The sequence below is a fragment of the Acinetobacter sp. WU_MDCI_Abxb74 genome, assembly GCF_025513915.1.
GTDB lineage: Bacteria > Pseudomonadota > Gammaproteobacteria > Pseudomonadales > Moraxellaceae > Acinetobacter > Acinetobacter calcoaceticus_C.
The window spans coordinates 125,389-152,325 of record NZ_JAHPRP010000004.1 but is presented as its reverse complement, the minus strand read 5'-3'; the positions used below and the strand labels follow the sequence as shown (position 1 = coordinate 152,325).

General features: G+C 38.5%; 21 protein-coding genes and 1 pseudogene. 7 read left to right on the top strand and 15 right to left on the bottom strand.

From position 1 onward, the window contains the following. Positions 1 to 22: 22 nt before the first annotated feature. Together clpB and KTH84_RS09555 are read right to left on the bottom strand one after the other, a co-directional pair. Positions 23 to 2,602: an ATP-dependent chaperone ClpB gene (gene clpB / locus KTH84_RS09560; protein ID WP_262472970.1), complete on the bottom strand. Its 2,580-nt coding sequence runs from the start codon at positions 2,600 to 2,602 to the stop codon at positions 23 to 25. Positions 2,603 to 2,928: 326 nt separating this feature from the next. After that, positions 2,929 to 6,915, bottom strand: a complete 3,987-nt coding sequence (locus KTH84_RS09555; protein ID WP_262472969.1) for a Dyp-type peroxidase — start codon at positions 6,913 to 6,915, stop codon at positions 2,929 to 2,931. A gap of 334 nt (positions 6,916 to 7,249) precedes the next feature. On the opposite strand from KTH84_RS09555, the gene KTH84_RS09550 reads away from it, so the two are divergent. Beyond that, entirely contained in the window at positions 7,250 to 8,059 is an 810-nt protein-coding gene (locus tag KTH84_RS09550; RefSeq protein WP_202742863.1) for a M23 family metallopeptidase, read from the top strand. On the opposite strand, the gene KTH84_RS09545 is transcribed toward KTH84_RS09550, so the two are convergent. From KTH84_RS09545 to KTH84_RS09535, 3 genes and pseudogenes are all read right to left on the bottom strand, one after another. Then, positions 8,056 to 8,481 (bottom strand): GNAT family N-acetyltransferase, encoded by a 426-nt coding sequence (locus KTH84_RS09545; protein ID WP_202742940.1) that lies wholly within the window; start codon positions 8,479 to 8,481, stop codon positions 8,056 to 8,058. The two genes, KTH84_RS09550 and KTH84_RS09545, sit on opposite strands and share 4 nt — an antisense overlap. Positions 8,482 to 8,573: 92 nt before the next feature. Continuing rightward, entirely contained in the window at positions 8,574 to 8,996 is a 423-nt protein-coding gene (locus KTH84_RS09540; RefSeq protein WP_202742862.1) for an OsmC family protein, read from the bottom strand. A gap of 135 nt (positions 8,997 to 9,131) precedes the next feature. After that, a pseudogene (locus KTH84_RS09535) lies at positions 9,132 to 9,194 on the bottom strand (hypothetical protein); the annotation flags it as partial. A 241-nt stretch (positions 9,195 to 9,435) separates the two neighbouring features. Between KTH84_RS09535 and crp the strand changes: the two are divergent. Both crp and KTH84_RS09525 read left to right on the top strand, forming a co-directional pair. Next, positions 9,436 to 10,143 carry a cAMP-activated global transcriptional regulator CRP gene (gene crp, locus KTH84_RS09530; protein WP_042897906.1) on the top strand — a complete coding sequence of 236 codons (708 nt, stop codon included), beginning with the start codon at positions 9,436 to 9,438 and terminating at the stop codon, positions 10,141 to 10,143. Between the two features lie 159 nt (positions 10,144 to 10,302). Then, the gene (locus KTH84_RS09525) at positions 10,303 to 11,352 is read left to right on the top strand and encodes an NADP(H)-dependent aldo-keto reductase (protein WP_262472968.1); all 1,050 of its coding nucleotides are present in this window, start codon (positions 10,303 to 10,305) and stop codon (positions 11,350 to 11,352) included. 54 nt (positions 11,353 to 11,406) lie between these two features. On the opposite strand, the gene KTH84_RS09520 is transcribed toward KTH84_RS09525, so the two are convergent. The 6 genes from KTH84_RS09520 to KTH84_RS09495 form a co-directional block, all read right to left on the bottom strand. Continuing rightward, entirely contained in the window at positions 11,407 to 12,186 is a 780-nt protein-coding gene (locus KTH84_RS09520) for a M48 family metallopeptidase (RefSeq protein WP_262472967.1), read from the bottom strand. A gap of 116 nt (positions 12,187 to 12,302) precedes the next feature. Beyond that, a complete protein-coding gene (locus KTH84_RS09515; RefSeq protein WP_262472966.1) occupies positions 12,303 to 12,620 on the bottom strand; it encodes a hypothetical protein in 318 nt (105 codons plus the stop codon). A gap of 123 nt (positions 12,621 to 12,743) precedes the next feature. After that, positions 12,744 to 14,063 carry an adenylosuccinate synthase gene (locus tag KTH84_RS09510; RefSeq protein WP_042897899.1) on the bottom strand — a complete coding sequence of 440 codons (1,320 nt, stop codon included), beginning with the start codon at positions 14,061 to 14,063 and terminating at the stop codon, positions 12,744 to 12,746. A 62-nt stretch (positions 14,064 to 14,125) separates the two neighbouring features. Further along, positions 14,126 to 15,292, bottom strand: a complete 1,167-nt coding sequence (locus KTH84_RS09505; protein WP_262472965.1) for an ATP phosphoribosyltransferase regulatory subunit — start codon at positions 15,290 to 15,292, stop codon at positions 14,126 to 14,128. Between the two features lie 189 nt (positions 15,293 to 15,481). Beyond that, positions 15,482 to 16,564, bottom strand: a complete 1,083-nt coding sequence (locus KTH84_RS09500) for a hypothetical protein (protein WP_262472964.1) — start codon at positions 16,562 to 16,564, stop codon at positions 15,482 to 15,484. A 167-nt stretch (positions 16,565 to 16,731) separates the two neighbouring features. After that, positions 16,732 to 17,751 carry a type I glyceraldehyde-3-phosphate dehydrogenase gene (locus KTH84_RS09495; RefSeq protein WP_133974552.1) on the bottom strand — a complete coding sequence of 340 codons (1,020 nt, stop codon included), beginning with the start codon at positions 17,749 to 17,751 and terminating at the stop codon, positions 16,732 to 16,734. Between the two features lie 269 nt (positions 17,752 to 18,020). Between KTH84_RS09495 and alaS the strand changes: the two genes are divergently transcribed. The 3 genes from alaS to csrA all read left to right on the top strand — a co-directional run bounded on the left by alaS (position 18,021) and on the right by csrA (position 22,503). After that, positions 18,021 to 20,657 (top strand): alanine--tRNA ligase, encoded by a 2,637-nt coding sequence (alaS, locus tag KTH84_RS09490; protein WP_262473026.1) that lies wholly within the window; start codon positions 18,021 to 18,023, stop codon positions 20,655 to 20,657. Positions 20,658 to 20,722: 65 nt separating this feature from the next. Continuing rightward, positions 20,723 to 22,003: an aspartate kinase gene (locus KTH84_RS09485; RefSeq protein WP_009387738.1), complete on the top strand. Its 1,281-nt coding sequence runs from the start codon at positions 20,723 to 20,725 to the stop codon at positions 22,001 to 22,003. Positions 22,004 to 22,248: 245 nt separating this feature from the next. After that, a complete protein-coding gene (gene csrA, locus KTH84_RS09480) occupies positions 22,249 to 22,503 on the top strand; it encodes a carbon storage regulator CsrA (protein ID WP_009387775.1) in 255 nt (84 codons plus the stop codon). A gap of 67 nt (positions 22,504 to 22,570) precedes the next feature. On the opposite strand, the gene rnhB is transcribed toward csrA, so the two are convergent. Beyond that, entirely contained in the window at positions 22,571 to 23,137 is a 567-nt protein-coding gene (gene rnhB / locus KTH84_RS09475) for a ribonuclease HII (protein ID WP_009387830.1), read from the bottom strand. A gap of 69 nt (positions 23,138 to 23,206) precedes the next feature. After that, on the bottom strand, positions 23,207 to 23,596 hold the full coding sequence (locus KTH84_RS09470) for a hypothetical protein (protein WP_202742938.1): 390 nt from the start codon (positions 23,594 to 23,596) through the stop codon (positions 23,207 to 23,209). Between the two features lie 237 nt (positions 23,597 to 23,833). Here KTH84_RS09470 and KTH84_RS09465 point away from each other — a divergent pair, with 237 nt between their 5' ends. Beyond that, positions 23,834 to 24,391 carry a cytochrome b gene (locus tag KTH84_RS09465; protein ID WP_202742858.1) on the top strand — a complete coding sequence of 186 codons (558 nt, stop codon included), beginning with the start codon at positions 23,834 to 23,836 and terminating at the stop codon, positions 24,389 to 24,391. 43 nt (positions 24,392 to 24,434) lie between these two features. Here KTH84_RS09465 and KTH84_RS09460 read toward each other — a convergent pair whose 3' ends face one another. Together KTH84_RS09460 and KTH84_RS09455 are read right to left on the bottom strand one after the other, a co-directional pair. Then, positions 24,435 to 25,433, bottom strand: a complete 999-nt coding sequence (locus tag KTH84_RS09460) for an adenosine deaminase (RefSeq protein ID WP_262472963.1) — start codon at positions 25,431 to 25,433, stop codon at positions 24,435 to 24,437. Positions 25,434 to 25,550: 117 nt separating this feature from the next. Further along, positions 25,551 to 26,870 carry an NCS2 family permease gene (locus tag KTH84_RS09455; RefSeq protein ID WP_042897881.1) on the bottom strand — a complete coding sequence of 440 codons (1,320 nt, stop codon included), beginning with the start codon at positions 26,868 to 26,870 and terminating at the stop codon, positions 25,551 to 25,553. Positions 26,871 to 26,937 lie beyond the last annotated feature (67 nt).

Here is a 26,937-nt window from a genome sequence, read left to right as displayed (position 1 = left end):
TTTCGGTTTTAGCAGAAAAAGCTTAGCTGAGTTTCATTTTATCGAAGACTAAATGCCCATTTTCGCCTTTAACCAAAATGGTATCGCCTGCGACAAAATCACCTGACAAGATTTTTTGAGCTAATGTGTTTTCAATCTGTTGTTGAATCGCACGTTTCAATGGGCGCGCTCCATATACAGGGTCGAAACCAGCATCAATCAATAAATCAAAGGCAGTATCATCTACAGTTAAACTCATATCACGATCAACAAGGCGTGAACGTAATCGATCCAACTGAATATCGGCAATGCCTCGAATTTGTGCTTTCTTGAGTGAATGGAAAATCACAAGCTCATCAATCCGGTTAATAAATTCCGGACGGAAATGCTGACTTACCGCATTCATTACAATGGCACGCACGTCATCATCTGTTGCACCCTCACCTAGCTCACGTACATCTTGTGAACCTAAGTTGGATGTCATCACAATAACTGTGTTTTTAAAGTCGACTACTCGACCCTGTGAGTCTGTTAAACGTCCGTCGTCCAACACTTGTAGCAAGATATTGAATACATCTGGATGCGCTTTTTCAACCTCATCAAACAACACCACACTATATGGTTTACGGCGAACAGCTTCAGTTAAAACCCCACCTTCTTCATAACCCACATATCCTGGAGGCGCACCAACCAAACGGCTGACCGAATGTTTCTCCATGAATTCACTCATATCGATACGAATCATGGCATCATCACTGTCAAACAAGAAGTTCGCTAGCGCTTTTGTTAACTCAGTTTTACCAACACCTGTTGGCCCCAAGAACAAGAATGAACCACTTGGACGATTCGGATCGGACAAGCCTGCACGCGAACGACGAACTGCATTCGAAACGGCAACCACAGCTTCATCTTGCCCTACAACGCGGTCGTGTAAAAAACCTTCCATATTAAGTAGCTTTTCACGCTCGCCTTGCAGCATTTTCGCAACTGGAATTCCGGTTGCAGCACTCACGACTTCAGCAATTTCATTTTCAGTTACTTTAGTACGAATAAGTTTTGGCTCTTCGTTCTCTTCTGCAACTTCATCTTGCTCAAGTTGTTTTTGAAGCTCTGGAATTACACCATACTGTAAACGTGCTGCTTCAGCCAAATCACCCTCACGCTGAGCCTTTTCAAATGCAATACGCGCTTTATCAAGTTCAACCTGAGCTTGTTTAGTACCTTCTACAAGAGTCTTCTCAGATTTCCAGATTTCTTCCAGATCGTTGTATTCTTTCTCGACTTCAGCAATCTGTTTTTCAAGATGAGTAACTTCGGCTTTACTGCCTACATCTTCATCTTTTTTTACAGCTTCCAATTGCATTTTCAACTGAATTAAACGGCGATCGAGCTTATCAAGCGCTTCTGGTTTGGAGTCAATTTCCATCTTAATACGAGAAGCTGCTTCATCAATCAAGTCAATTGCTTTGTCTGGTAATTGACGATCTGTAATGTAGCGATGAGACATTTTTGCCGCAGCAATAATCGCTGAGTCTAAAATCTGCACACCATGGTGAGTGGCATATTTCTCTTTTAGACCACGTAAAATCGCAATGGTATCTTCAACACTTGGTTCATCAACCAACACTTTTTGGAAGCGACGCTCTAATGCAGCATCTTTTTCAATATATTGGCGATACTCATCTAAGGTTGTTGCACCTACACAACGCAACTCACCACGCGCTAAAGCAGGTTTTAACATATTACCTGCGTCCATTGCGCCATCACCCTTACCTGCGCCTACAAGTGTATGTAGCTCGTCAATAAACAGGATGATTTCGCCTTCATGTTTAGCCAAATCTTTTAAAACAGCTTTCAAGCGTTCCTCAAACTCACCACGATATTTAGCACCAGCAAGTAATGAACCTAAATCTAATGATAAAACTCGTTTGCTTTTTAAGCCTTCTGGTACTTCACCATTTACAATACGCTGTGCCAAACCTTCAACAATAGCGGTTTTACCAACACCCGGCTCACCAATGAGTACAGGGTTGTTTTTTGTACGACGCGATAAGACCTGAATAGTACGACGAATTTCATCATCACGCCCAATCACCGGATCAAGTTTTCCCGCTAAGGCACGTTCAGTTAAATCAATCGTATATTTATTAAGTGAGTCACGCTGATCTTCGTGATTATTACTCATGACTTTGTCACTACCTCGAATATGTTCAATAACTTTACGTAAGCTGTCAGGAGTTACACCTACGGCACTTAAAATATTTTTAGTTTCGCCTGTCTCTGCTAAGCCTAATAGAACCCAGTCAGTTGATAAAAATTCATCACCCGCTTTTTGCGCATATCTATCTGCCAGATTAAGCGCTTTAACAGCTTCAGGGTTTAAATTGACATCTCCAGTCGGATTCGCAATGATCGGAGCATCTTTTATAGCTTGCTCAAGCTTTTGTTTAAGTTCAGGTAACCGTGCACCTGCTTGTTGCAACAAACTAATATTTGATGGCTCTTGTAATAGGGTAGACAAAATATGAATACCTGCGATCGCGGTATGGTCTTTACCCATCGCTAAAGATTGAGCATCTGAAAGGGCTTGCTGCAAGCGGTTTGTAAATTTTTCAAAACGCATTCTTGTTATTCCTCACAACAAATTTGTACTTGTCTAATAGATGGGAACACTTCTTCGGATTTCAAATAAATTTTTATATATTTTTCATAATGTTATTAAAATAACAATGAGTAAAACTCCATTATAATATGGGTTTATGAATGACCTATTTCAAGTACATTTTGTATAATTTTTAAGAGAAAGCAAAAATGTCATGTTTTTATCTGAATTTTTATAACAAATGGCAATTTGAAAGCTGTGATATTTTTAAAAGTTATAACTGTTAAATATTAAAATAATTGAAGGCAGCCTTTATTTAAAAAGACTGCCTTAACAAAATGATTAATCTATTGATGAAATGGGCATTTTGCTTGTTCTGTTTTTTCTTTGGATAAGTCTGGCGTTGACACTGGACGACGTTGATGTTGCTCCTGAATAGTAGGGAACACAGATGTAAAGAAGTTTGACCAACCACCAGTACGTACTCTTAACAAATTATATTGCTCAGGTGATGTCACAGCTTGAGCAAATGTTTCTGGGTCAGCTACTGTTATTGTTAAAATATTAGATGAACTACCTTGACTAAATTGCTTCAGGATAGCTACAAGTTCTTTAACTCCAAAGTCTTCACCAATATTAAAATCTGTAGGTGCTCCATCAGCCATTAAGTCTGTGCCGATACCATCAAAACCTTGTAAAGCACGGCTAAACTCAACTTTTTGATGATCAATTTCCAAATCTGCTGGACTTGGTGATGGACTTAGATCAGAAGCTACTGTCGTACCTAAACGGCGACCATCAGCACTCGCACCATTCCATGCCCCCATTTCTACATGATTTTCAAAAGTTCCTACACCCGGTTGAATCTGAATACCAAATGGATGCTCTGTTGAACCATAGCGTACAGCCAAACTTTTAAGACTTTGTGCGAATTGTGGCCATGGATGAGTAAATGTCTTGACTGATATCTCAGCAATCATTTTAACAATCTCATCACCTAGTTTATCAACTTCAGAACTCCCTCGCCCATAACGTGGTTGTGCCAAAGCAATTTCACGTAAGCGCTTATAACGATCCGCTTGAGCAGCAATACGGGCATGGCCAGCTAAATTGCTAATAAATGGCTCAGTCATTTTATATCCCCAGTCACAGCACAGACACTCTAATAGTTCAGGCAATGTAGTAACTGCAGTTAACGGGTCAAAAACCATCGCCTTAATGGCATACAACGAGTTAATCGTATTACTGAGCGAGATATAACACGGTCCATAAATATTATATTTAGCACCGCCACTATAAAAATCTTGCCCTTTAGCCAAGCAGTCATCCATCAAGATATTTAGAATTGGAGATGGACAAATATCTGTATTGGCACCGTAACCTAGAATTTGCCCATTGAATGCCTTACGATTGAGCAATTCAAAATGCTGTTTGTATAACTCTAATAATTCTTCAAAACTATCAATCTGATCGGCAGGTTTAGTATTTAATGAAACAGTTTGCCCAAACAGATAACTTTGTCCAGCACTTGAAATTGTTTTACCCTGATTTAGTGCACACTCCAACGGCTGTAAAGTTGAGAAACCACCTAAAGAGAACCAGTTTTCGCCTGGGAACTGAGGTTCATAACAACCATCGCAAGCATAATTTTGAGCTGAACGAATATCGACTTTAGAATTCCAAGTTGGCAAATTAGATAGGGCATCTCCCCCTACACCATTTCCACTCTGGTGAAGACTAGGAATGAGTTTTTCATCATTTAATAAAATCGGATGAGCGCCACCAGACAAAATTGCATGGGCAGCTTCTTCTAAAATATCTTCAGGAATATCTTTTCGGGTTCTTAAAGACAAACACGGGGCATTTAATGGTAAGCGACCTGATGCACGAATGAATAATTTGGTGACCTCATTGTAAGCTGGTTTGGTTTTCAAAAAATCTGCTTCACCATCAGCTACTGTGCCACCCACTGTAATCTGTTGAATCCATTGCCCCAATGATGCTCCTTGAGGATAAGGGCCTGAACTGCCACCCATCGCAAGATTACCGAAAGGTTGATGATCTTCCATAAAAATACGGTTCTGCTGTACTTTTTCATCTAACTTAATATAGAACGCATCGATAATTTCTTGCGCTTCTTCAAGCGTAGCCGAATGGTTGTCCAAGAAAGGTTGCAACAGTTGATCCATTCGTCCAAATGCGGTTGGTTCCCCATTTAAATGCAAACAGCTATGCAATGTAAAAATAAATTGAACTGCCTCAATAAATGTCTCTGGTTTATCCTTCGACAACTTTTCCATTCGATGACCAATCGCAGTTAAATTATCTTTTTCAAATTTTTGTCCTTCTTGCATCTGCCCTGCAATTTTAAATGCGAGTTTTGAGTAATTTAAAAAATATTCAGAAATACCTTTCAATGCCAATACTGAAGCTTGATAGAAATCTTTCTTCTCTGGAGTCTGAGCATTATTTGCATGTTTAGCAATTTCTTGTTGTAGACCAGCTAAACCTAAATCTAGTGCTTTTTTATAATTCGGAATAACATGCCCTACACCTGAGGCTTCACTTAAGTTACGCAGAAAGCCCTGAAGACGCTCCTCCTCAGATAAATATTTCATTACATAGCGGCCTTCACCCAAAGTCAGGTTTGGCATAGCTCCAACAATAATTTCATCAGGCATAATGCGATACGTATCTGATCCATAAATGACCTTACCTTCACATTCACGTCTACTCGAATAGGGAATCATTTCACCATTTTTTAATAATATTTTCCGTCCACGGAAACCATATTTTTCTGATGAGAATAACTGTAAGCTTAATCGGATGGCCCAGCCTTTACGTAGCATAATTGATAAACCCATAATATTTTCAGGCTTATCATGGATATTAAACTGGTTAATGTAATAATCTACACCTTGCTCAATTTCTTCTTGTTTTCGATTGAAATACCAGTTGTCTTGCCATAAAGAAAATGTATTCTCTAGTAGACTTAAAATACGATTAGAAGGTGGATTAAAAAAATCACTATGGGGATTTAGCCCAGTCGCCATATTAAAAAGATAATTACTGTGGTTGTAATACATTAACCCATTATCAGAACTGTTCGTATAATGTCGATCAAAACGCGTCCAGTCCATACCTGGGAATGACTCCCAATCCATGTTGTCGTTGTCGTTGTCGTTGTCGTTGTCGTTGTCGTTGTCGTTGTCGTTGTCGTTGTCGTTGTCGTTGTCGTTGTCGTTCAGATAATTAAAATTATTTAAATATTCTGGAGCATCGTCTAATTTTAAATCTTTTAAACTCGGAACATAGAAGATACCGCCCAAGTCTGAGTGAAGATTATTGAATAGACGATCATTCATGAAGCCTTTCATGGAATCTTGTCTTGGTCCAATTTGGTTTGCCATCACTTCTTCTAAAATGGCAGCAGTTTTTGCAAAACCAGCAAAGTAAATCCCTTCTTCATCTGCTTTAGTTACCGATTTGGGTACTCTAAAACTTGAATTTGCCTCAGCACGGCCAAACGGTAAGCCCAGACGCAAAACAGGTGTAGTATTTCCATTTTCATCTTGCACACGAGAAGCTTTAATGTGCGAACGGCTATCACGGTCTGGAATAATCGTGTCGTCAGTTTTACGTCCAATCAAATCTTCAATTTGATCTTCCGACATCATGTTGATTTGATCCCAGTTAATCAGAAACCTTTGAGATAAAATGTATGAACCACCAAAGTGCTCAATATCCTCTGCACCAATTAAAGTATGCTTTGCCAGTGAAATTGGATCAGACGGATTATTTAAGTTCTCAGAAAAACGACAACCTAGAACCTTACCATTGCGACCAGTTTTAGATTGTGAAGCAGTAACCTGACTCACTACTTCCTTAATATCTGAAGCTAAAAATTTCTTAATATATTCCTGTAATATCTTACATGCATTAGCATCATCACTTTTCACATGCAGCCAAATATCACCATTCGAGTTTTTAAAACTTTCATTAGAATCAGTAAAAACTTTTGAGATATTTGGATTTTTTTCTTCTGGATAATGTAATTGCATTCCTTTTGGTCGTGATAAACCATCTTTTTTACAAATTGCATCCCAGTTATCAAAAGATACTCCAATCGCCAAAGTTGTATTTTTACTAGAAAGTGCAGGATTCTTATTGACCTCTTGACGCACAGCTATCATTAACTGACGAATTCTTTCCCGTGTAATCTCTTTATTAAGCCAAACCGTACTAAAAATTGCATGGGGTGAAGGATAAACCAACCCACGTTGCATATATTTCCATACTTCAGTAAAACGATTTTCATAAGAGTTATTTAACATTATATTAAAGTCCTTTAAAATATTTATATAATAATTAGAATTTTGATTACAAATTTAACCAAAAAATCATTATTGACAATAAAAATTAAAATAACAAGATATTTAAAATAAAAGAAAAATACTAAGGATTAACAAATAATTTTAATAAAAAATGAGTTTAGAAAATTTAAAATATAAGATAAAAAATATAAAAACAAAGATGAATATATTAAAAAAATACTGAATTATTAAAATAAAATAACAAATAAAACTCATTGTTAAAAAAATTAAAATATCTCTTAATTAAAACTTACTGATATAATCTCTAATATTCTTTTATAAAATTATTGTTGTTATGCTAATAAAAAAACTCATCTCCACTTTAATTTTTACATCAATACCTTTTTACTGCTTTGCCGAGCTTCCCCAAGACTCCAGAAGAGCTGGCGGAATCGCAGTGATTCCTTTAACAAGTGATATTACTCGGGTCACCTTTCAACAAAAGCCAGTTTTAATCAGTCAGGAAGGCCAGCAGCGTTATGCTGTATTCGGTATTCCGTTATCTACCCCACTTGGTACTGTACAACTTGATACGAACAAAACCCCTATTCAAATAGAAGTTAAGTCCTATCCTTACGCTGAGCAACGGATTAAAGTTACTAACCAAGACTATGTGAATCCCAACCAAAGTCAGTTAGATCGTTATGCTCAAGAAGCGAAAGAACAAAATAATGTGTATAGCTCATTTACACAGAGTTCATGGCAAGCCCTACCAGCATTTATACGCCCAACTTCAGGGAAATTCAGCAACTCTTTTGGAAGAAAACGCTTCTTTAATGGTGAAGAGCGTGCACCCCACTCAGGTTTAGACATCCCTGCACCAGTAGGACAAAAAGCAGTTGCACCAGCAGATGGTGTTGTAATCCAAACAGGATCTTATTTTTTTAATGGTCAAACGGTATTAATTGATCATGGGCAAGGCTTAATCAGTATGTTCTGCCATTTAAGCGCAATTAAAGTAGAGAAAGGTCAACATATTCGCCAAGGAGAAGTTTTAGGCTTGGTAGGTAAAACTGGACGTGTTACAGGTCCGCACTTACATTGGGGTATGAGTCTGAATAATGCACGAGTAGATCCTCAGTTATTCTTAGGTAAAACGCACTAATTTAGTTTTTTTCGAAAATATTTAGGTGCATCAACATAACCTTCTCGCAAGTAAAACTGGTGCGCCAATGTTCTCTGTTCTCCAGAATGCAGTTCCATCCGGTCACATCCCTGCTGCCTTGCCAATTGCTCAGCCTGTTGTAAGAGCAAATGCCCAATACCTTTACTTCGTATATTTTCATCAACACACAAATAGCATACTTTGGCAAAGTCCCCTTGTAATGCAATTTGTGGAATAAAATAAAGCGATAAAAAACCGAAAATCTGGTCATCCTCTTCAGCAATCAAGATTACTGCTTTTGGGTCGTTATGTAAGATTTTAAATTTTTCTTGAATAAGAATTAGTGGCTGTGAGTAGCCCATCTGTTTAAGTAAATCGCATATTGCATGAGTATCTTCCCATTTAGCAAAACGAATATTCACTTTCATCCCCCCTCTTATTTTTTAGTTATTTTTGACAATAAAAAAGCCAACTCTAATGTTAGCTTCTTCTTTCTATCTATCAAAAAACTGCCTTATTCCGCTTCAATAATTTCGAAGTCATGGGTAATTTCAACACCACCATCGGAAAGCATTTTACTCGCTGAACAATATTTTTCAGCAGACAATTCAACCGCTTTCGCAACCTGTTTTTCTTTCACAGCTTTGCCCGTTACCACAAAGTGTAAGTGGATTTTAGTAAAAACAGCCGGAATTGTGTCAGCGCGCTCAGCTTTTAAATTACATACGACATTCGTCACATCTTGTCGAGATTTCTTTAAAATAGTCACAATATCAAACGAAGCACACCCACCAAGTCCCATTAATAGCAACTCCATAGGACGTGGGCCACGGTTTTCACCACCATACTCAGGTGAGCCGTCCATGATGATACTATGCCCACTATCAGATTTCGCTTCAAAAGCAACATTCTCTAGCCAATGTACACTTGTTTGCATTGCAACTACCTAAAAAAAATTATAAATTTAAGCAGGGTCTGTTGACATTTCATCTATGGATTGCGTTAGAGCTAAAAATTAATCCAAATAAGACGCAAAACCCAGACAATGGCAATCCTTTGTCCAGTTTTGTTATATAGTTTGTGAAATTTCAGCCATAATCTGAGTTGCCATTTAAGCAGCGCAGGCATAGCGCAAGACTATTTTATTTTGTACGTTCCGTTGTTAAGATCTATTTATTTAGAATGGCTAAATTTCATAGCTCTTGCTTGGTAACGTCTAAAAGAATTGTCTTATGTCGCAACCATCTGTGAAATGTCAACAGACCCTTGTTTTGTACACTAACATAAAATGAGTTGATAAGGAATTTCATCTCTTCTGTGTAATAGCTCATCTCGGGCTTGTGTGAATTGTTTACCCTATTCGGAACATATTAAGCATGACTTCAAATTTTTCACAACTCAGCACAGATGCTTTATCCCCGGGGCAACTACCTGAATCCGTTAAAGCATTGTTAAAACGTGCTCACATCAACAGATATCCAAAACGAACCACAATTGTTGATGCAGGAACAGAGTCGAAATCTTTATATTTAATTTTAAAAGGTTCAGTTTCAATTATTTTACGTGAAGATGATGAACGTGAAATTGTTGTTGCATATTTGAATCCGGGCGACTTCTTTGGGGAAATGGGGCTTTTCGAACCGAACCCTCAACGTACAGCTGAAGTTCGTACTCGTGATGTCTGTGAAATTGCAGAAATTTCTTATGACAACTTCCACGAACTTAGCAAACAATATCCAGACTTAAGTTATGCTGTTTTTGCACAGCTTGTTCGCCGTCTAAAAAATACGACCCGTAAAATGACAGATCTTGCATTTATTGATGTGTCTGGGCGTATTGCGCGTTGTTTAATCGATCTCTCTTCACAGCCAGAAGCAATGATTTTGCCAAATGGTCGTCAAATTCGTATTACTCGTCAAGAAATTGGCCGTATTGTAGGTTGTTCACGTGAGATGGTTGGCCGTGTACTCAAAACCTTAGAAGATCAAGGCATGATCCAGACAGATGGTAAAGCTATTCTTATTTTTGATGTTTCATTAGAAGAGGCACCTGTTACTGATGAAGAATTCGAAGATGAAGAATAAAATTTATTAAATTTTTAATAAAAAGCAAACTTCGGTTTGCTTTTTTTATATGCAACAATGAGTTAATACACAAAACTTACAAACTATTCTAATTTTATGATTTAAGTTGAATACATATTCTCCGTTAGGCTAACTCAAAATTTCCAAGGATTCCGCTGTATGCAATTTAACCCACTTAGTCGCACAGGCCTCAAGCTTCCAGAAATTTGTTTAGGCACCATGACATTTGGTGAGCAAAACTCCCAGCAAGAAGCATTTGAACAAATCAATTATGCTTTGGCACACGGTTTATATTTTTGGGATACGGCAGAGATGTATTCGGTTCCGCCAAAACCTGAAACTTATGGTGCAACAGAAACCATTATTGGCAATTGGTTTGCTCAAAATGGTCAACGTGATAAAGTCTTTCTCGCCTCTAAGATTGCCGGACCAGGCTTTGGAGGAACACACATCAGAGAAGGCCATACGCGCTTCAACAGCGATCATATTGCTAAAGCCCTAGATAACTCACTAAAACGTCTCCAAACCGATTATATCGACCTTTATCAACTCCATTGGCCTGAACGTCACACCAACTTTTTTGGTACGCTAGCTTATGGCAACCAACAAGCTCAAAATGATTACGACACCACTCCTTTAGAAGAAACATTACTTGCTCTACAAGAAGAGATTAACCGCGGGCGCATTCGCTATATTGGTTTATCGAATGAAACGCCATGGGGCACTATGAAGTTTTTACATTTGGCTGAAAAGTTAGGTGTAAGCAAGTTCGTAAGCGTTCAAAATCCATATAGTCTACTCAACCGTACTTATGAAATAGGTATGTCTGAAATTGCTAAATATGAAGATGTTGGTTTGCTCGCTTACTCTCCTCTTGCTTTTGGCTATCTCTCTGGCAAGTTTAGAAATGGCGCTCGACCAGCCAATGCTCGTGTCACATTATTTCCACGTTTTAGCCGCTACAGTAACCCTCAAAGCGAGTGGGCAACTGAGCAATATGCACAACTAGCAGAGAAACATGGGTTAAGCTTAACCCAAATGGCATTAGCATTTATCAAACAACAATTCTTTGTGACCAGCACAATTATTGGCGCCACTAATCTAGACCAACTTAAAGAAAATATTCAGGCATTTGAAATTGAATTATCTGCTGAAGTTTTACAAGGTATTGAGGCCATACACACCCAACAACCCAACCCTGCGCCTTAAATAAAAAACGGATGCTTAAGCATCCGTTTTCTTTATCTATAAAAAATCTATATCTTATTTACGGCTATTATAAACTGCCATTGCCGCAGGCAAGTTTTTACGCATTTCGCCAATACGCTGAGAGTTAGATGGGTGAGTAGACAAGAAAGATGAACCACCGCCACCTTCAAGCTTGTTCATTTTCTCCCAAAGTGTAATAGCTGCATTGGGATTATAACCTGCGCGCGCCATCAACATTAAACCACCTTGGTCAGCACGACTTTCCAAGCTACGAGAATATGGTAAGCCTACACCCACTTGCGAACCCAACTGAGCCGCAGCAGTACCAAGTTGGCCGACATTATTACCAGCATAGCTTAGACCAATGCCTAAAGCTAAATCAGTTAAAGCCTGAGCACCGATTTTACTTTTTGCATGCTCTTCTAAAGCGTGAGTCATTTCATGTCCCATAACTGCTGCAATTTCCGCATCAGTGAGGTTCAATTTATTGACAATACCAGTATAGAAGACAACCTTACCGCCTGGCGCCACATAAGCATTAATAGTGTCTGATTTCAACACTGCCAACTGCCAACTAAATGGCTGGCCAGTCTGGTTCATCTGGTTAGCATAAGGCTTTAGACGGTTGAATACAGAATTAATACGGTTATATGTACTAGAACTTGTATCGAGAGCACCCTTACCACGTGCTTCCTGCACCATTTTACTAAAACCTTGAGCCGATTGAGCATTTAAGGTCGCTGTATCGGCACCTGCCATATCAGCTACGGTTGCACAGCCAGAAATGGTCATCACACTTGCAGCACACAAGCTTAAAAAGAGTTTTTTATTCATAACATGGATCACCTAAATCGTTAAAAAAGCTGTTTATTCTTTTACACTTATTATAAGAAATACTGCTCACGCTTTGAATGTCTCATTTCTTCATGATCATAGTATTTATGTAACGATCAAGCAGATAAAGTCATCAAATAAATCCAGAAAATCAAACATATTATATTTAAGCCAAGATAGACATGACTTAAGGTCTTAACTTTCTCTTCAAGATTAGGACTTTTCCTTTTCCAGAGTAAATAGCTATTTTGTATGAAAACAACAGGAATTAACAGGCATGCGAACAATACTGACAAACTCATAAAAGCAGTCATAAAGAAATCTTTATGATATGTTTGTCCATAAATGACTAACATCGCTAATGTTGGTGAACCACCTATAGCAAATAAAAAAGAATAAAAAATTGTTTTTGAAATAGTTGGTTGCAGCTTCATCCTGAGCCCATCATTCCTTATCTATATATAACGTTTTAATCTGAATCGAATAAAACAAAAACTGCACTTTAGTCGCGTATAAAAAAAGCCCCCCTTTCAGGAGGCTTTTCAATCTTTGCCTAATTAAGCAGAGAATGGATGACGTAAAACAATTGTTTCTGCGCGGTCTGGACCAGTTGAAACAATATCAATCGGACATTCGATTAACTGTTCAATACGCTTCACATATGCCAAAGCATTTGCTGGTAATTGGTCGATACTGGTTAAACCAACAGTCGACTCGCTCCAACCAGGCATAGTTTCATAAATTGGTTTCAAGCATTCAAAAGAAACCGCATCAGAAGAACCTACACAACCTGAATCTGTATTTTCATAGCCCACACAGATTTTCACTTCTTCTAAACCATCTAAAACGTCAAGTTTAGTTAAGCAAATACCAGAAAGTGAGTTTACATCTACAGAACGGCGAAGGATTTCAGCATCAAACCATCCGCAACGACGTTGACGACCAGTAGAAGCACCAAACTCATGACCTACTGTACCCAAGTGTTTACCCACTGGATCACCAGCATCAGCTGCTGCATCGTAAACCAATTCAGTTGGGAATGGACCAGCACCTACACGAGTTGTATAAGCTTTAGTAATACCTAATACATAATCAAGATGTAAAGGTCCCATACCTGAACCAGAGCTTACGCCACCAGCAGTTGTATTTGAACTTGTAACATATGGATAAGTACCGTGGTCAATATCTAGAAGTGAGCCTTGAGCTCCTTCAAACATTACAGCCTTACCTTCTTTGCGATAGTCATGCAACACTTTAGTAACATCAACTATTAATGGAGCAAGAACTTCACGCCATTGGTTGCAAAGAGCCAATACATCTTCAAATTTAACAGCTTCTACACCGTAGAACTGAGTTAACTGGAAGTTATGTAACTCAAGCATTTCAGACAGTTTTTCTTCTAATGCTGCGCCACCACGAACAAGATCAGCAACACGCACTGCACGACGAGCTACTTTATCTTCGTACGCAGGGCCGATACCACGACCTGTAGTACCGATTTTAGCATTACCACGTTTCTTTTCACGCGCCTGATCAAGTGCAATGTGGTTAGGCAAAATGAGTGGACAGTTTGGAGAAATACGAAGGCGTTCTTTAACAGGAACTCCTTCCGCTTCCAAAATTCCCATTTCTTCAATTAACGCGGCTGGTGAAAGTACCACGCCATTACCAATTAAGCACAATACGTTTTCACGTAAAATACCTGATGGAATGAGGTGCAATACAGTTTTTTTACCACCTACGACAAGAGTATGACCTGCGTTATGTCCGCCTTGATAACGTACTACCGCAGCCGCCTGATCTGTGAGCAGGTCGACGATTTTACCTTTACCTTCGTCGCCCCATTGGGTACCAAGTACCACAACATTTTTGCCCATAATAGCCTCATTACATCATGCTGTTAAAATTGAGAGCCGCCAGTAAAACTTACTGGTGGCGATTAAATCTTTTCAATATTCCATTGTCCATTTTGCGACACAAGTTGATGTGTAGAATAAGGAATAGAATTTAAATCATCATTACCGAGCAATTGAACCACACGTAAACCTTGAGCACGTGCATTAGAAATTGCTTTGAGTAAATCCTGTTCTGTACCTTTTGGAGCAACAACAGTTTCGATCTCTGCGAACTGATTTGCACCTAAGGCATATAAATCACAACTAAAGCCAGTAGCAGGACGTGCGCGACCAAAATGCTCACCAATACCATCGTAACGACCACCCTGCGCTAACGGCGCAGCACGGTTCGGCGCATAGACTGCATACATTAAACCAGTGTGGTAGTGGTAACTACGTAGCTCTACAACATCGATACCGATATTGAGATTTGGCCAACGACCTTTAATTTGCTTAAGCGTCGTTTTAAGTGCATCTAATGCTGACTTAAATTCAGAATCTTGCAAAATATTGGCACTTAAATTCGTCTGTAATGCTTCTAGATCACTAGAATAACGGCCAAGCGCATAGAAATCAGAACCCATATTCAGGCTTTGAGTAAATTCTGCTAACTCTGGTAACGCTTTTCTTTGATAAAGATCAGACAGCTCATGTTCTTCATTTTTTGGCAGTCCAGCATACTTGACTAGACTACGGAACAACCCTACATGGCCCAAATCTAAATGCGCGCCTTGCAAAGTATAGATGTTCTCAATCAACCCCAGCATAACACCGACCATTTCGACATCAGCTTCGATACTGTCGTGGCCATATAACTCTGCACCTAATTGTAAAGGTGCACGAGTAGCATTGAAATTTTGTGGTTTAGTATGTAATACAGTCCCTGAATAACAGTAACGTGCAACGCCTTCAACTGGTCTTACATGTGCATCAATACGTGCAACTTGTGGTGTCATATCAGCACGAACACCGAGTAAACGGCCTGAGAGCTGATCAATAACCTTAAAAGTTACTAAATCTAAGTCTTGATTTGATTCTGATAATGAAGACAACGATTCAATGTATTCGATAAATGGTGTATATACCAATTGATAACCTCGCACCGCGAGGAAATCTAAAGCTTCACGGCGAAGTTTTTCAATGACTTGTGCCTGTTCCGGCAATACATCTGCTACCCCGTCAGGCAGCAACCATGTCTCTGAAATGGTCATATTTCAAGCCTAAAATCTGATCAACGTGGAACGACCCCACATAAAAAAATCGGGAACACACCCGATTTCTCTTAGTGTAGCATGATACTTTCTGCCATGCACCTGACAATTTGCATAAATCTTTCTGAATAAACTCTAAAGTCAAAAAGAAGTTTTCATGAATTAGTAAATGGATTCAATATCTTACTATCACTCACTTAAATTATAATCAAAAGTTCTTCGACCAAAGAAAGGGCCAATAACTGAACTATCGCCTTGTTTCCAATTCACCAGATTTAATCTTTGAATAGCTTGAGCTGCTTGAGTATTAAAAGCAAAGCAACCTTTTTCAAGATTTGCGATTTTTAGTTTCTGTTTTAAAGCAATTGATGAATACACAGGGTTAAGCGGGTTATCTTCTATAGAAACAAGATGAGATTTCTCATATGCCAAACTTCTATCAGCATTCCATAAGCTGCTTGATACAAAATCGATCAAAGCAGACTGGTCATTATTATTTCCTAATGCACTTTGAATATCACCAGTTTCTAAGTTTTCCAACACAGTTAATTTATAGCCATACCATTGCGAATTTAGGAGCCTAAAATACTTTCTATCTTGGCTTAAGTTATTATACCTTTCGATGATTTGCTGCTTTCGCTCACTAAAAGACGAGTTTGTATTAAAGCTAGACATATATGAAATATAAGATTGATTCCACTGCATCTCTTTTAAACGGTAACAATAACTATTTTTAGGAAATGTAGCACTATTATAGTTTTGATAGAATTCAATTAAATTTTTATCAAGTTGATTATGAAGGCCCGTTTCTAGATTTTTATGTTCTTTATAGCCCGGTAATACACGGTCAAAGATATTTTCCCCATCTAACTTAACGATTTCAAAATTTAAGTTTTGTTTCAGATCAGAGGTTAGTTCATAAGTCCAACTACTAGGATTCAATCTTTTTACAACATTTTTTTGTAGTGTGCCTTTATTTAAAACTTTCTTTTCAGTTAAAAGTTCGGCTTCTAACGGTTTGTTATGTGACTTTGCAAAGAAGATTTCATCATTTTTAATTGGATATTGAGTGATTTCAAAAAAATCACTATAAACTTCTGAAGAAAAATTAGAAGGTTGATAATAAACTTGATAAATCGCATCGTCTTTTTCTAAATTATTTTCAGCTTGATCATTAGTATTTTGATCTGAGCCTCCACCACCACAAGCAGTTAAAATAATAGTAGATGTAAAAACTAAAAAACCACTTATTTTTTTTGAGTTAAATTTCATATGAACTCTATAATTAAAATTTTAATGTTTGCGAATCATACAAATAGATATAATTTTACACAACACTAATATTTAGAATTTTAATTATTTTTAACTTTTTATATTTCAAATTAGTAATTATAAAAAAGGATGTTAATTTAACATCCTTAAATTATTTAAATTCACTTTTAGAAAGAATCACACAAATCCAATAATCGATTTGCATAGCCCCATTCATTATCGTACCAAGCAAATACTTTAGCCTGATGCCCCACCACCATTGTCTGGGTTAAATCAACAATAAGAGAATAAGGAGAATGGTTGAAATCACTTGAAACTAATGGTTCATCAGTAACAGCCATAATTTCCGCATAATCTGTTTGAGAAGCTTTAATCAATACTTCATTAATATGATGAATAGTAATTGGCGATTGAGCGATAAAAGTTAAGTCAATTGCCGCCACATTAATGGTAGGTACTCGAATTGAATAACCATCGATACGGTCTTCCATTTTAGGCATAACACGCTTTAATGCACCGAGTGCGCTAGAAGTGGTCGGTATAATATTTTGCCCAGAAGCTCTAGCACGACGTAAATCACGATGCGCGTGATCAAGTACAGACTGGTCTGCTGTCACCGCATGGATTTCTGTCATAAGCGCAGTTTCAATACCAAAAGCATCATCAATGATTTTTACCAATGGGACCAAAGCCTGCGTAGTACATGAAACACTCGATATGATCTGATCTGTTACTTTAACTTCATTATGGTTCACACCATAAACAATTGCTGCATCAACATGGTCAAAAGGTGCTGCACCAATAATTACCCGTTTTGCTCCAGCTTGTAGATGGCGAGTTGCATCGGCATGGGAACGGAACAGTCCAGTACACTCAAGTACGACATCAATATCTAAACTAGACCACGGCAAAAGCTCAGGTTTTTCCTGTTTCAAAACTTCAACTTTTAGCATTCTTTGATTTGATTGAATGTTCAAAAAAACTTTTTCATTTTCAATAAAGATTTCCACATTTCCATTAAAACGGCCATGTGTTGAGTCATATTTAAATAAATGTACGAGTGTTTGTACATCTGCTATGTCGTTAATCGCCACGATTTCAAAATGAAATTGTTTTGGACTCTCAAACCAGGCACGTAAAACATTACGTCCAATTCGACCAAACCCATTAATGGCGATACGTTGCATGACCTATCCTTATCTACAAAACTACAAGCTAAAGAAGGCATATAGTAAAGCACGTCACGGCCAATTGAATATAGATTTTTAGCCAAATCACAGTTTTGTAAGATATTCCTTTTAAAATCGTTGGTTCGGTGGGGTTTTTCCGCTACAATTTAGCGTTTTTAAAAAATAAGCCCCGTATCAAATGCTCAGGTTTGGCATAAACAAACAGGCATTGATACATTTAGCCAAATTCGAAAATATGGAGTGACTTGGTTGTGAGTACTCGTTTAATGACATCTGCTGAAATTCGTGAAGCATTTTTGCGCTACTTTGAGACGCAAGGGCATACACGTGTCGCGTCGAGTTCTCTTGTTCCTGCCAACGACCCAACTTTATTATTTACAAATGCTGGGATGAACCAGTTTAAAGACTGCTTCTTAGGTCTTGAAAAACGTGACTATGTACGTGCAACCACATCACAAAAATGTGTACGTGCTGGCGGCAAACATAATGATTTAGACAACGTTGGTTACACTGCTCGTCACCATACATTCTTTGAAATGTTAGGTAATTTCTCATTTGGTGATTATTTCAAGCGTGATGCACTTAAATTTGCTTGGGAATTTTTGACTAGCGATGAGTGGCTAGCACTTCCTAAAGATCGTTTATATGCGACCGTTTATCACACCGATGATGAAGCTTATGACATCTGGAATAAAGAAATTGGTTTAGCGCCTGAACGCATTATCCGTATTGGTGATAATAAAGGCGAAAAATACGCATCTGATAACTTCTGGGCAATGGGTGACACAGGTCCATGTGGTCCATGTTCTGAAATTTTCTTTGACCATGGCGATCACATTTGGGGTGGTTTACCAGGCTCTCCAGAAGAAGATGGCGACCGTTTCATTGAAATTTGGAATAACGTTTTCATGCAGTTTAATCGTACTGCTGATGGCGTACTTCACCCACTCCCTGCCCCATCTGTTGATACAGGTATGGGCTTGGAACGCATCTCAGCTGTATTGCAACATGTTAATTCAAACTATGACATTGACTTGTTCCAGCACTTATTAAAAGCTGCCGCAAATATTATTGGTATTGAAGATGAAGGCCAACCTTCTTTACGCGTAGTTGCAGACCATGCGCGTTCTTGCTGTTTCTTAATTGCTGATGGTGTAAATCCAAGTAATGAAGGCCGCGGCTATGTATTACGTCGTATTATCCGCCGCGCTGTGCGTCACGGTAATAAACTTGGTGCAACAGGTACATTCTTCTACAAAATGTTGCAACCGTTAATCGAAGTTATGGGTGAGGCTTATCCAGAACTTATAGCGCGCAAAGATGTAATTGAAGCAACTTTAATTCGTGAAGAAGAACAATTTGCTAAAACACTTGAGCAAGGTTTAAAACTACTCGAAGGTGAACTTGCTCAATTAAAAGATAAGACCATTCCTGGCGCGACTGTATTTAAGCTTTACGACACTTATGGCTTCCCAACAGACTTAACTGCTGATATTGCACGTGAACGTGACTTTATTATTGATGAAGCTGGTTTCGAAGTAGAAATGGCTGCACAACGTCAACGTGCACGTGATGCTGGTAAATTCGCAGTTGATTACAACAGCATTGTACAAGTTGAAGGCGAAACCCAATTTGACGGTTATATCAACACCACTGGTCAAGGCCAAATTGTAGCGATCTACAAAGATGGCGTACAGGTTGATGAAGTTTCTGAAGGTGATGAAGCACTTATCGTTTTAAACCAAACTCCTTTCTATGCAGAAAGTGGTGGTCAGATTGGTGATACGGGTATCTTCAAAAATGAAACTGGTATTTTTGAAGTTCAAGATACGAAAAAGTCAGGAGGTGCCTTTGTTCATCAAGGTATTGTGACCGTTGGTAATCTTAAAGCCGATCAAAACGTTGAAGCGATTGTTAAAGCAGACATTCGTGATGCAACAGCTCGTAACCACTCGGCAACTCACCTATTACATGCTGCTCTACGTCAAATTTTAGGATCACACGTACAACAAAAAGGTTCTTTAGTTGCAAGTGATATCTTACGTTTTGACTTTGCTAATGACCAACCAGTAACTTTTGAACAGTTGCAACAGGTTGAGCGTTTGGTCAATGCAGAAATTATTGCAAATACCGCAGTAACCACTGAACTACTTGACATCGAAGCGGCAAAAGCCAAAGGTGCCATGATGTTGTTCGGTGAAAAATACGGTAATGAAGTTCGTGTTCTTGCTATGGGTTCAGTAATTGATGAGAAAAACTTCTCGATTGAACTTTGTGGTGGTATTCACGTTAAGCGTACAGGTGATATTGGTTTATTTAAAATCACTTCTGAAGGTGGTGTGGCTGCTGGTGTACGCCGTATTGAAGCAGTTACAGGCACTAAAGCTTTAGATGTAGTACAAAAAACTGATTCAGATATCCAGCACATTAATGGCTTATTAAAAGCACAGAAAGACCAAACTGTTGAGCGTGTACAAGCCAATGTAGAGCTTGTTTCTACATTACAAAAGCAGATTGAACAACTCAATCAGAAATTGGCAAACTTCCAAGCGTCAGAATTGATTGATCAGGTACAAACGATTTCTGGTCGTCAAACGCTTATTACCACTGTTCAAGGTGTAGATGCGAAATCACTTCGCAACTTGCACGACAGTGTTAAATCAAAATTAGAGAACGCAGTCATTGTGTTAGCTGGCGTAGAGGGTGACAAAGTTAGCCTGCTTGCTTCAGTTGCATCACAATACACTGCAAATCTAAAAGCAGGTGACATCATCAAGCATCTAGCAACCGAGCTAGGTGGTAAAGGTGGTGGTAAACCTGACTTAGCACAAGGTGGCGCGCCACTTAACGAGAAGTTTGGACAAGTTATTGCTGCATTACCTGCATGGCTTGAACAAAAATAAGACTTCACTTTTTGTGTAACTGACCCTGAAAAGCCTCTCAGGGTCATGGCTTATATGGAAAAACTATGGCATTAATCGTTCAAAAATATGGCGGTACTTCTATGGGTACCCCCGAGCGCATTTTAAATGTTGCTCGTCGTGTGAAGCGTTGGCATGATCACGGTCACAAGGTTGTTGTGGTCGTATCTGCAATGAGTGGTGAAACAAACCGCTTACTAGCTCTCGCTAAAGCCATTACCGAAACACCTGACCCACGCGAGTTAGACCAAATGGTTTCAACCGGTGAACAGGTGACGATTTCCATGTTAGCTATGGCACTTAACTCGATTGGTGTGGAAGCTAAATCCTATACCGGACGTCAAGTCGGTATTAAAACTGACAGTGCATTTACCAAGGCGCGTATTGAGTCTATTGATACAGATGTCATGACCAATGACCTAAATGCAGGCCGTGTTATTGTCGTTGCGGGTTTCCAAGGCTTTGATGCTAACGGAAATATCACAACTCTAGGTCGTGGCGGTTCAGATACTTCTGGTGTTGCTCTTGCTGCTGCTCTAAAAGCAGATGAATGCCAAATTTACACTGATGTAGATGGCGTTTACACCACTGACCCTCGTGTTGCTCCTAAAGCCAAAAAAATCGACCGTATTTCTTTTGAAGAAATGTTAGAAATGGCTTCATTAGGTTCAAAAGTTTTACAAATTCGCTCAGTAGAATTTGCCGGAAAATATCAAGTTCCTTTGCGTGTATTATCAAGTTTTGATAATGATAACGACGGCGTGTTTGACGACGAATTTAAAGAAAATGTAGGTACACTCATTACTACTGAGGCGGAAGATACTATGGAACAGCCAATTATTGCAGGTATTGCTTTTAACCGTGACGAAGCAAAATTAACGATTTTAGGTGTACCTGATGAACCAGGTATTGCTTCTAAAATTTTATCACCAGTAAGTGATGCCAATATCGAAGTCGATATGATAGTGCAAAATGTTGAAGAAGATGGCACAACAGATTTCACCTTTACTGTAAACCGTGTTGATTTAGCTAAAGCTGAAAAAATCTTAAACGAAACTGCCAAAAATATTGGTGCACGTGAAGTTTCAACACGTGATGATATCGTTAAAGTGTCTATCGTGGGTGTAGGTATGCGTTCACATGCAGGCGTAGCGAGCAAGATGTTCACTGCCCTTGCTGATGAAGGTATTAATATCCTCATGATTTCAACATCTGAAATTAAAGTTTCTGTCATTATTGACGAGAAATATCTTGAACTTGCTGTTCGTTGTCTACACACCGCTTTTGGTTTAGATCGTGAACATGGTGAAAGCAGCGCGCGCGCTTAATTTTACCAATCGGTCAATAATTCATTAAAAAATGTATACTTGTCCGACAATAATCAAATAAAACACAGAGCCGCTATAGTTTTTTTTATAGCGGCTCTGTTATATTAAAGGGAAAGTTTTTTAGCAGAGATTATCAAAATATGACTTTGTTCTCATATTTCTGTTAGAATCTGACTGAAAACTGAGGTTGAGCTTTTATTTGGGTATTACTATTGCAGTTTTAAGCGTTTAGCAAGGAGATAAACATGCTGATTCTGACCCGCCGTGTCGGGGAAACGTTAATGATTGGGGATCAAGTCAGTGTTACTGTGCTTGGCGTCAAAGGAAACCAAGTTCGTATTGGTGTAAATGCACCAAAAGAGGTTTCTGTTCATCGTGAAGAAATTTACCAACGTATTCAACACGAACGTGCAATGCATGAACACCTTCAACACCTTGATCAAGATTATCAAGTTACATTTGAAGATGAAAATTATGCACAGAAAAACTTCAATCGTTAGTATGAAGTTGTTCTCTCCCTAATTAAAGCGACTTTCTAGTCGCTTTAAATTTTTTAGGACAATGTATTTATAAGCCTAAAGCACGTTTAACAGGCGCATAACTACGGCGATGTTGATCAATCACTCCATGTGCAGCAATAGCTTCAAAGTGCGCTTTAGTTGGATATCCTTTATGCTTAGCAAAACCAAATAGTGGATATTGTTGATCTAATTCTACCATTTGTCGGTCCCGCGTAACCTTTGCTAAAATACTAGCAGCACTAATTTCAGCATGACTTGCATCTCCCCCAATAATCGCTTCACAAGGAATAATGATTCCTTTTGGAATTTGATTACCATCTACAATTACTTTTTGCGGCTGAGTTTTTAAGCCTTCAACTGCACGCTGCATTGCTAAAAAAGTCGCTTGCAAAATATTTAATTGATCAATTTCGCCATGCGTTGCTTCAGCAATAGACCAAGCTAAGGCTTTTTCTTGTATTTCAATAAACAACTTTTCACGTTTCTTTTCAGTTAATTTTTTAGAATCATTCAACCCTAAAATTGGGTTATTGGGATCTAAAATAACAGCCGCTGCAACAACAGAACCTACTAAAGGACCTCGCCCGGCCTCATCTACGCCAGCAATAAACATGAATTCTCCACCTTTAAAAAAAGAGGCTGATCAATAGTAATCAGCCTTCTTTAACACACAAATCATTAATTATTTTTGTAAAGCTTCTGCTACGCAAGCATTTACAGTTTTAGATACGACTTGATTTACAATTGTTGCGCGTGCATTCACATCCAATGCAGCCGCAGCTAAATCAACAGCAGTAACGCTATTCGGTGCTTTTTCACTTACGCAACCACAAACATTCGCTTGAATGCTCTCACTTTGTTCAGCAGTCATATATTTTGTTGCTGTTTTCCAAGCCGCAACATTATTAATTTCTGTCACACATTTAGCATTTACAGCAACTTTTAATGCAGCCATACCCAACTGTTGAGTTGTGGTTTGTGCTGAAGTAGCGCCTGTACCAGTACCTGTAGTGGTTGCACATGCAGTTAAAGCTAAAACAACTGGTGCTAAAGCGAGCATCAATTTTTTCATCATTTTTTCCTTTGATTGAACGTTGGCAGCGCGTATTGTGCCTAAACTCGACTTTAGAAGAAACAAATAATTTGATGCATTTATGCAATCTATTTTCCCTGGCAAAACTTAGCTATCAAATGCATTTTTCCTTAAACGTTCTGTTTTTAGCACGCTCCGTTACATTTAAAACATTTCTCAAAATCAGCACTTTGCCCTAGAATCAAAAATCAAAACGACAAAAAAATAGGGTCTTTTATGCCTGCTGTTTCATCTCAGTATTACACCCGTACCGCACAAATCCTGCATTGGGTGATGGCAATCATTTTCATCGCAGCGTGGGTTATTGGCTTCTATAGTGGAAATTTTTTAAATTATGACGTTGATGGCAGCTTTAAAGGCGACGTGATTACGTTGCATAAGAATATTGCAACAACCATTATCTTTTTAGTGATTATCCGGATTTTATGGCGCTATACACATCCAGCTCCAAAATTACCAGATACGATGTCACCGACCATGAAAACATTGGCACATATTGGTCATCTATTCCTTTATGTGATTTTGGTCGCTTTACCTGTCACTGGTTGCTTATTTAGCTGGAGTGCTGGTCACCCTGCCCCTGTTTTATATTTATTTGAAATTCCGCGTTTAGTACAAGATAACCCAGAGCTTTTAGCTGTTGTTAAACCTTTACATATTTATATTTCTTGGTTTGCTGGCTTACTCATTGTTGGGCATGTACTTGCTGCTTTAAAACATCACTTTGTTGATAAAGACAATATTTTAAATAGTATGACCAAACAACCGAAATAATTTTATTATATAAAAAACCGCCTGAGATAGGCGGTTTTTTTATTTAGATTTTCTGGATTTCTGTAACCCACTTCTGTTTCTCTTCATCTGAGATGAAAGAAGCTTCAAAAGAGTTCACTGCGAGCTGTTTTAACTCGTCATTGCTTAGGTCTAGTGCTTGCTGAATTGCAAAGAAGTTATCATTCATATATCCACCGAAATATGAAGGATCATCTGAGTTAACAGTCACGTTTACGCCTTTTTGCAATAGACGGCGGATATTATGATCTTTCATATCATTTACAACACAAAGCTTTAAATTACTTAAAGGACAAACCGTTAAAGGCATTTTTTCGTTAATTAAACGCTCCATTAACTGTTCATCTTCTTCAGAACGAACGCCATGGTCAATACGGTTTACCTTAAGTAAATCTAAAGCTTCCCAAACATATTCAGGTGGACCTTCTTCACCAGCGTGAGCAACGATCAAGAAGCCCTCTTCACGTGCCTTAGCAAAAACACGTTCAAACTTAGCGGGTGGATGCCCCACTTCACTTGAATCAAGCCCTACAGCAATAATGTCTTGCTTAAATGGCAAAGCCTGCTCAAGTGTTTCAAATGCAGCTTCTTCACTTAAATGGCGTAAGAAACACATAATCAGTTGAGAACTAATACCAAACTTAGCTTTGGCATCAGCACATGCACGCTTTAAACCACCAATAACTGTTGAGAAAGCAACGCCACGGTCGGTGTGGGTTTGCGGGTCGAAGAACATCTCTGTATGAACAACATGATCTTCTGCACATTTTTCAAAATAAGCCCATGCTAAATCATAAAAGTCTTGTTCATGTACAAGAACATTTGCACCAGCATAGTAAATATCTAAAAATGATTGAAGATTATGAAAGTTATAAGCTTGCTTTACTTCTTCAACAGATTTGTAAGGAATCTGAATCTGATTGCGCTGGGCAATTGCAAACATTAATTCAGGTTCAAACGTCCCTTCAATATGTACATGCAATTCGGCTTTTGGTAAGGCACGAATCAGCTCGACTTGATTCATATTAACTCCACATCTAAAGAAAAAAAGGGTGTGGTAAAAATCACACCCTTCTATAATTTTCTTCTTATTAAAAACTATGACTAAGACAGCTCAAGAAGAAAATTATAAAAAATCATATTAACCGCCAAACGCGATAAATTTAAATACCCAAAGTGCAGCAATAATCCATACCATGTACGGTACAGTTTTTGCCTTACCCGTGAATAATTTAACTAATGCATAGCTGATAAAGCCCATTGCGATGCCATCAGCAATTGAATAGGTAAATGGCATAAATACAATGGTTAAAAATGCTGGAACAGCTTCTGTAATATCATCCCAATCGATGTGAGTGATCCCTTGAATCATCAACACACCAATGAACAATAAAGCTGGTGCTGTTGCAAAACCTGGTACAGATTGAGCAAGAGGTGCTAGAAATAAACAGCAAATAAATAAGACCGCAACCACAACAGCAGTTAAACCAGTACGTCCACCTGCCGCAACACCTGAAGCCGACTCAATATATGGCGTAGTTGAAGATGTACCTAATGCGGCACCCGCAACAATTGCAGTAGAGTCTGCAAATAATGCTTTTTTCAAACGAGGTAATTTACCATCTTGCAAAAGACCGGCGCGATGTGAAACACCAACCAAAGTACCCGTACTATCAAACAAGTCGACAATAAAGAATACAAAGATTACGCCAACCATACTTGCAGTAAATAGACCTTTAAAGTCCATTTGCATGAATGTTGGGGCAATTGAAGGAATTTGGCCCACTACACCCTTAAATTCGTTTAGACCTAAAGCAGTCGCAATTGCGGTAACAACCAAAATACTAATAATGATTGCGCCACGAACTTTTAACTGGTGTAAAACCACAATCATTAAAAATCCAAATAACGCTAACAATACTGTAGGTTGTTTAATATCACCTAAGCCAACTAATGTCGCTTGATTGGCAACAATAATGCCTGAATTTTTTAAAGCAATAAGCGCAAGGAATAAACCAATCCCTCCACCAATCGCAAACTTCAGCGACATTGGAATTGCATTTACAATCGCTTCACGAATTTTGAAAAAGCTAATTGCAAGGAAGACAAGACCTGAAACAAAAACAGCAGCCAAAGCTGTTTGCCATGGCACACCCATACCCATACAGACTGAATAGGTAAAGTAAGCATTTAAACCCATACCAGGGGCCAATGCGATTGGATAATTAGCAATGATCCCCATCACTAAACAGCCGATTGCTGCTGCCAAACAGGTCGCAACGAATACGGCGCCATGATCCATGCCGGTTTCAGATAAAATGAGTGGATTGACAATAATGATGTAACACATCGTTAGAAATGTAGTTACACCAGCAAGAACTTCAGTTCGGAAAGTGGTTTTGTTGTCGCTTAACTTAAATAAACGCTCTAACCAGCCTGCCGAAGAATTGGGCGCCGCCATAAGTAGCCTCTATGCAAAATCTGAACTATGAAATATTTACTTCTATGTAGATAACTGAACAATATTG

Excerpts from the sequence above, each read along its gene's own strand:
- KTH84_RS09465 (WP_202742858.1), top strand. The coding sequence starts at position 23,834 with ATGCCTGCTGTTTCATCTCAGTATTACACCCGTACCGCACAAATCCTG.
- KTH84_RS09520 (WP_262472967.1), bottom strand. The coding sequence starts at position 12,186 with ATGAATAAAAAACTCTTTTTAAGCTTGTGTGCTGCAAGTGTGATGACC.
- KTH84_RS09525 (WP_262472968.1), top strand. The coding sequence starts at position 10,303 with ATGCAATTTAACCCACTTAGTCGCACAGGCCTCAAGCTTCCAGAAATT.
- KTH84_RS09555 (WP_262472969.1), bottom strand. The coding sequence starts at position 6,915 with ATGTTAAATAACTCTTATGAAAATCGTTTTACTGAAGTATGGAAATAT.
- clpB (WP_262472970.1), bottom strand. The coding sequence starts at position 2,602 with ATGCGTTTTGAAAAATTTACAAACCGCTTGCAGCAAGCCCTTTCAGAT.
- KTH84_RS09460 (WP_262472963.1), bottom strand. The coding sequence starts at position 25,433 with ATGAATCAAGTCGAGCTGATTCGTGCCTTACCAAAAGCCGAATTGCAT.
- KTH84_RS09495 (WP_133974552.1), bottom strand. The coding sequence starts at position 17,751 with ATGCAACGTATCGCCATTAATGGGTTTGGTCGAATTGGACGTAATGTT.
- KTH84_RS09515 (WP_262472966.1), bottom strand. The coding sequence starts at position 12,620 with ATGAAGCTGCAACCAACTATTTCAAAAACAATTTTTTATTCTTTTTTA.
- KTH84_RS09550 (WP_202742863.1), top strand. The coding sequence starts at position 7,250 with ATGCTAATAAAAAAACTCATCTCCACTTTAATTTTTACATCAATACCT.
- KTH84_RS09500 (WP_262472964.1), bottom strand. The coding sequence starts at position 16,564 with ATGAAATTTAACTCAAAAAAAATAAGTGGTTTTTTAGTTTTTACATCT.
- KTH84_RS09455 (WP_042897881.1), bottom strand. The coding sequence starts at position 26,870 with ATGGCGGCGCCCAATTCTTCGGCAGGCTGGTTAGAGCGTTTATTTAAG.
- csrA (WP_009387775.1), top strand. The coding sequence starts at position 22,249 with ATGCTGATTCTGACCCGCCGTGTCGGGGAAACGTTAATGATTGGGGAT.
- crp (WP_042897906.1), top strand. The coding sequence starts at position 9,436 with ATGACTTCAAATTTTTCACAACTCAGCACAGATGCTTTATCCCCGGGG.
- KTH84_RS09510 (WP_042897899.1), bottom strand. The coding sequence starts at position 14,063 with ATGGGCAAAAATGTTGTGGTACTTGGTACCCAATGGGGCGACGAAGGT.
- alaS (WP_262473026.1), top strand. The coding sequence starts at position 18,021 with ATGACATCTGCTGAAATTCGTGAAGCATTTTTGCGCTACTTTGAGACG.
- KTH84_RS09470 (WP_202742938.1), bottom strand. The coding sequence starts at position 23,596 with ATGAAAAAATTGATGCTCGCTTTAGCACCAGTTGTTTTAGCTTTAACT.
- rnhB (WP_009387830.1), bottom strand. The coding sequence starts at position 23,137 with ATGTTTATTGCTGGCGTAGATGAGGCCGGGCGAGGTCCTTTAGTAGGT.
- KTH84_RS09540 (WP_202742862.1), bottom strand. The coding sequence starts at position 8,996 with ATGCAAACAAGTGTACATTGGCTAGAGAATGTTGCTTTTGAAGCGAAA.
- KTH84_RS09505 (WP_262472965.1), bottom strand. The coding sequence starts at position 15,292 with ATGACCATTTCAGAGACATGGTTGCTGCCTGACGGGGTAGCAGATGTA.
- KTH84_RS09485 (WP_009387738.1), top strand. The coding sequence starts at position 20,723 with ATGGCATTAATCGTTCAAAAATATGGCGGTACTTCTATGGGTACCCCC.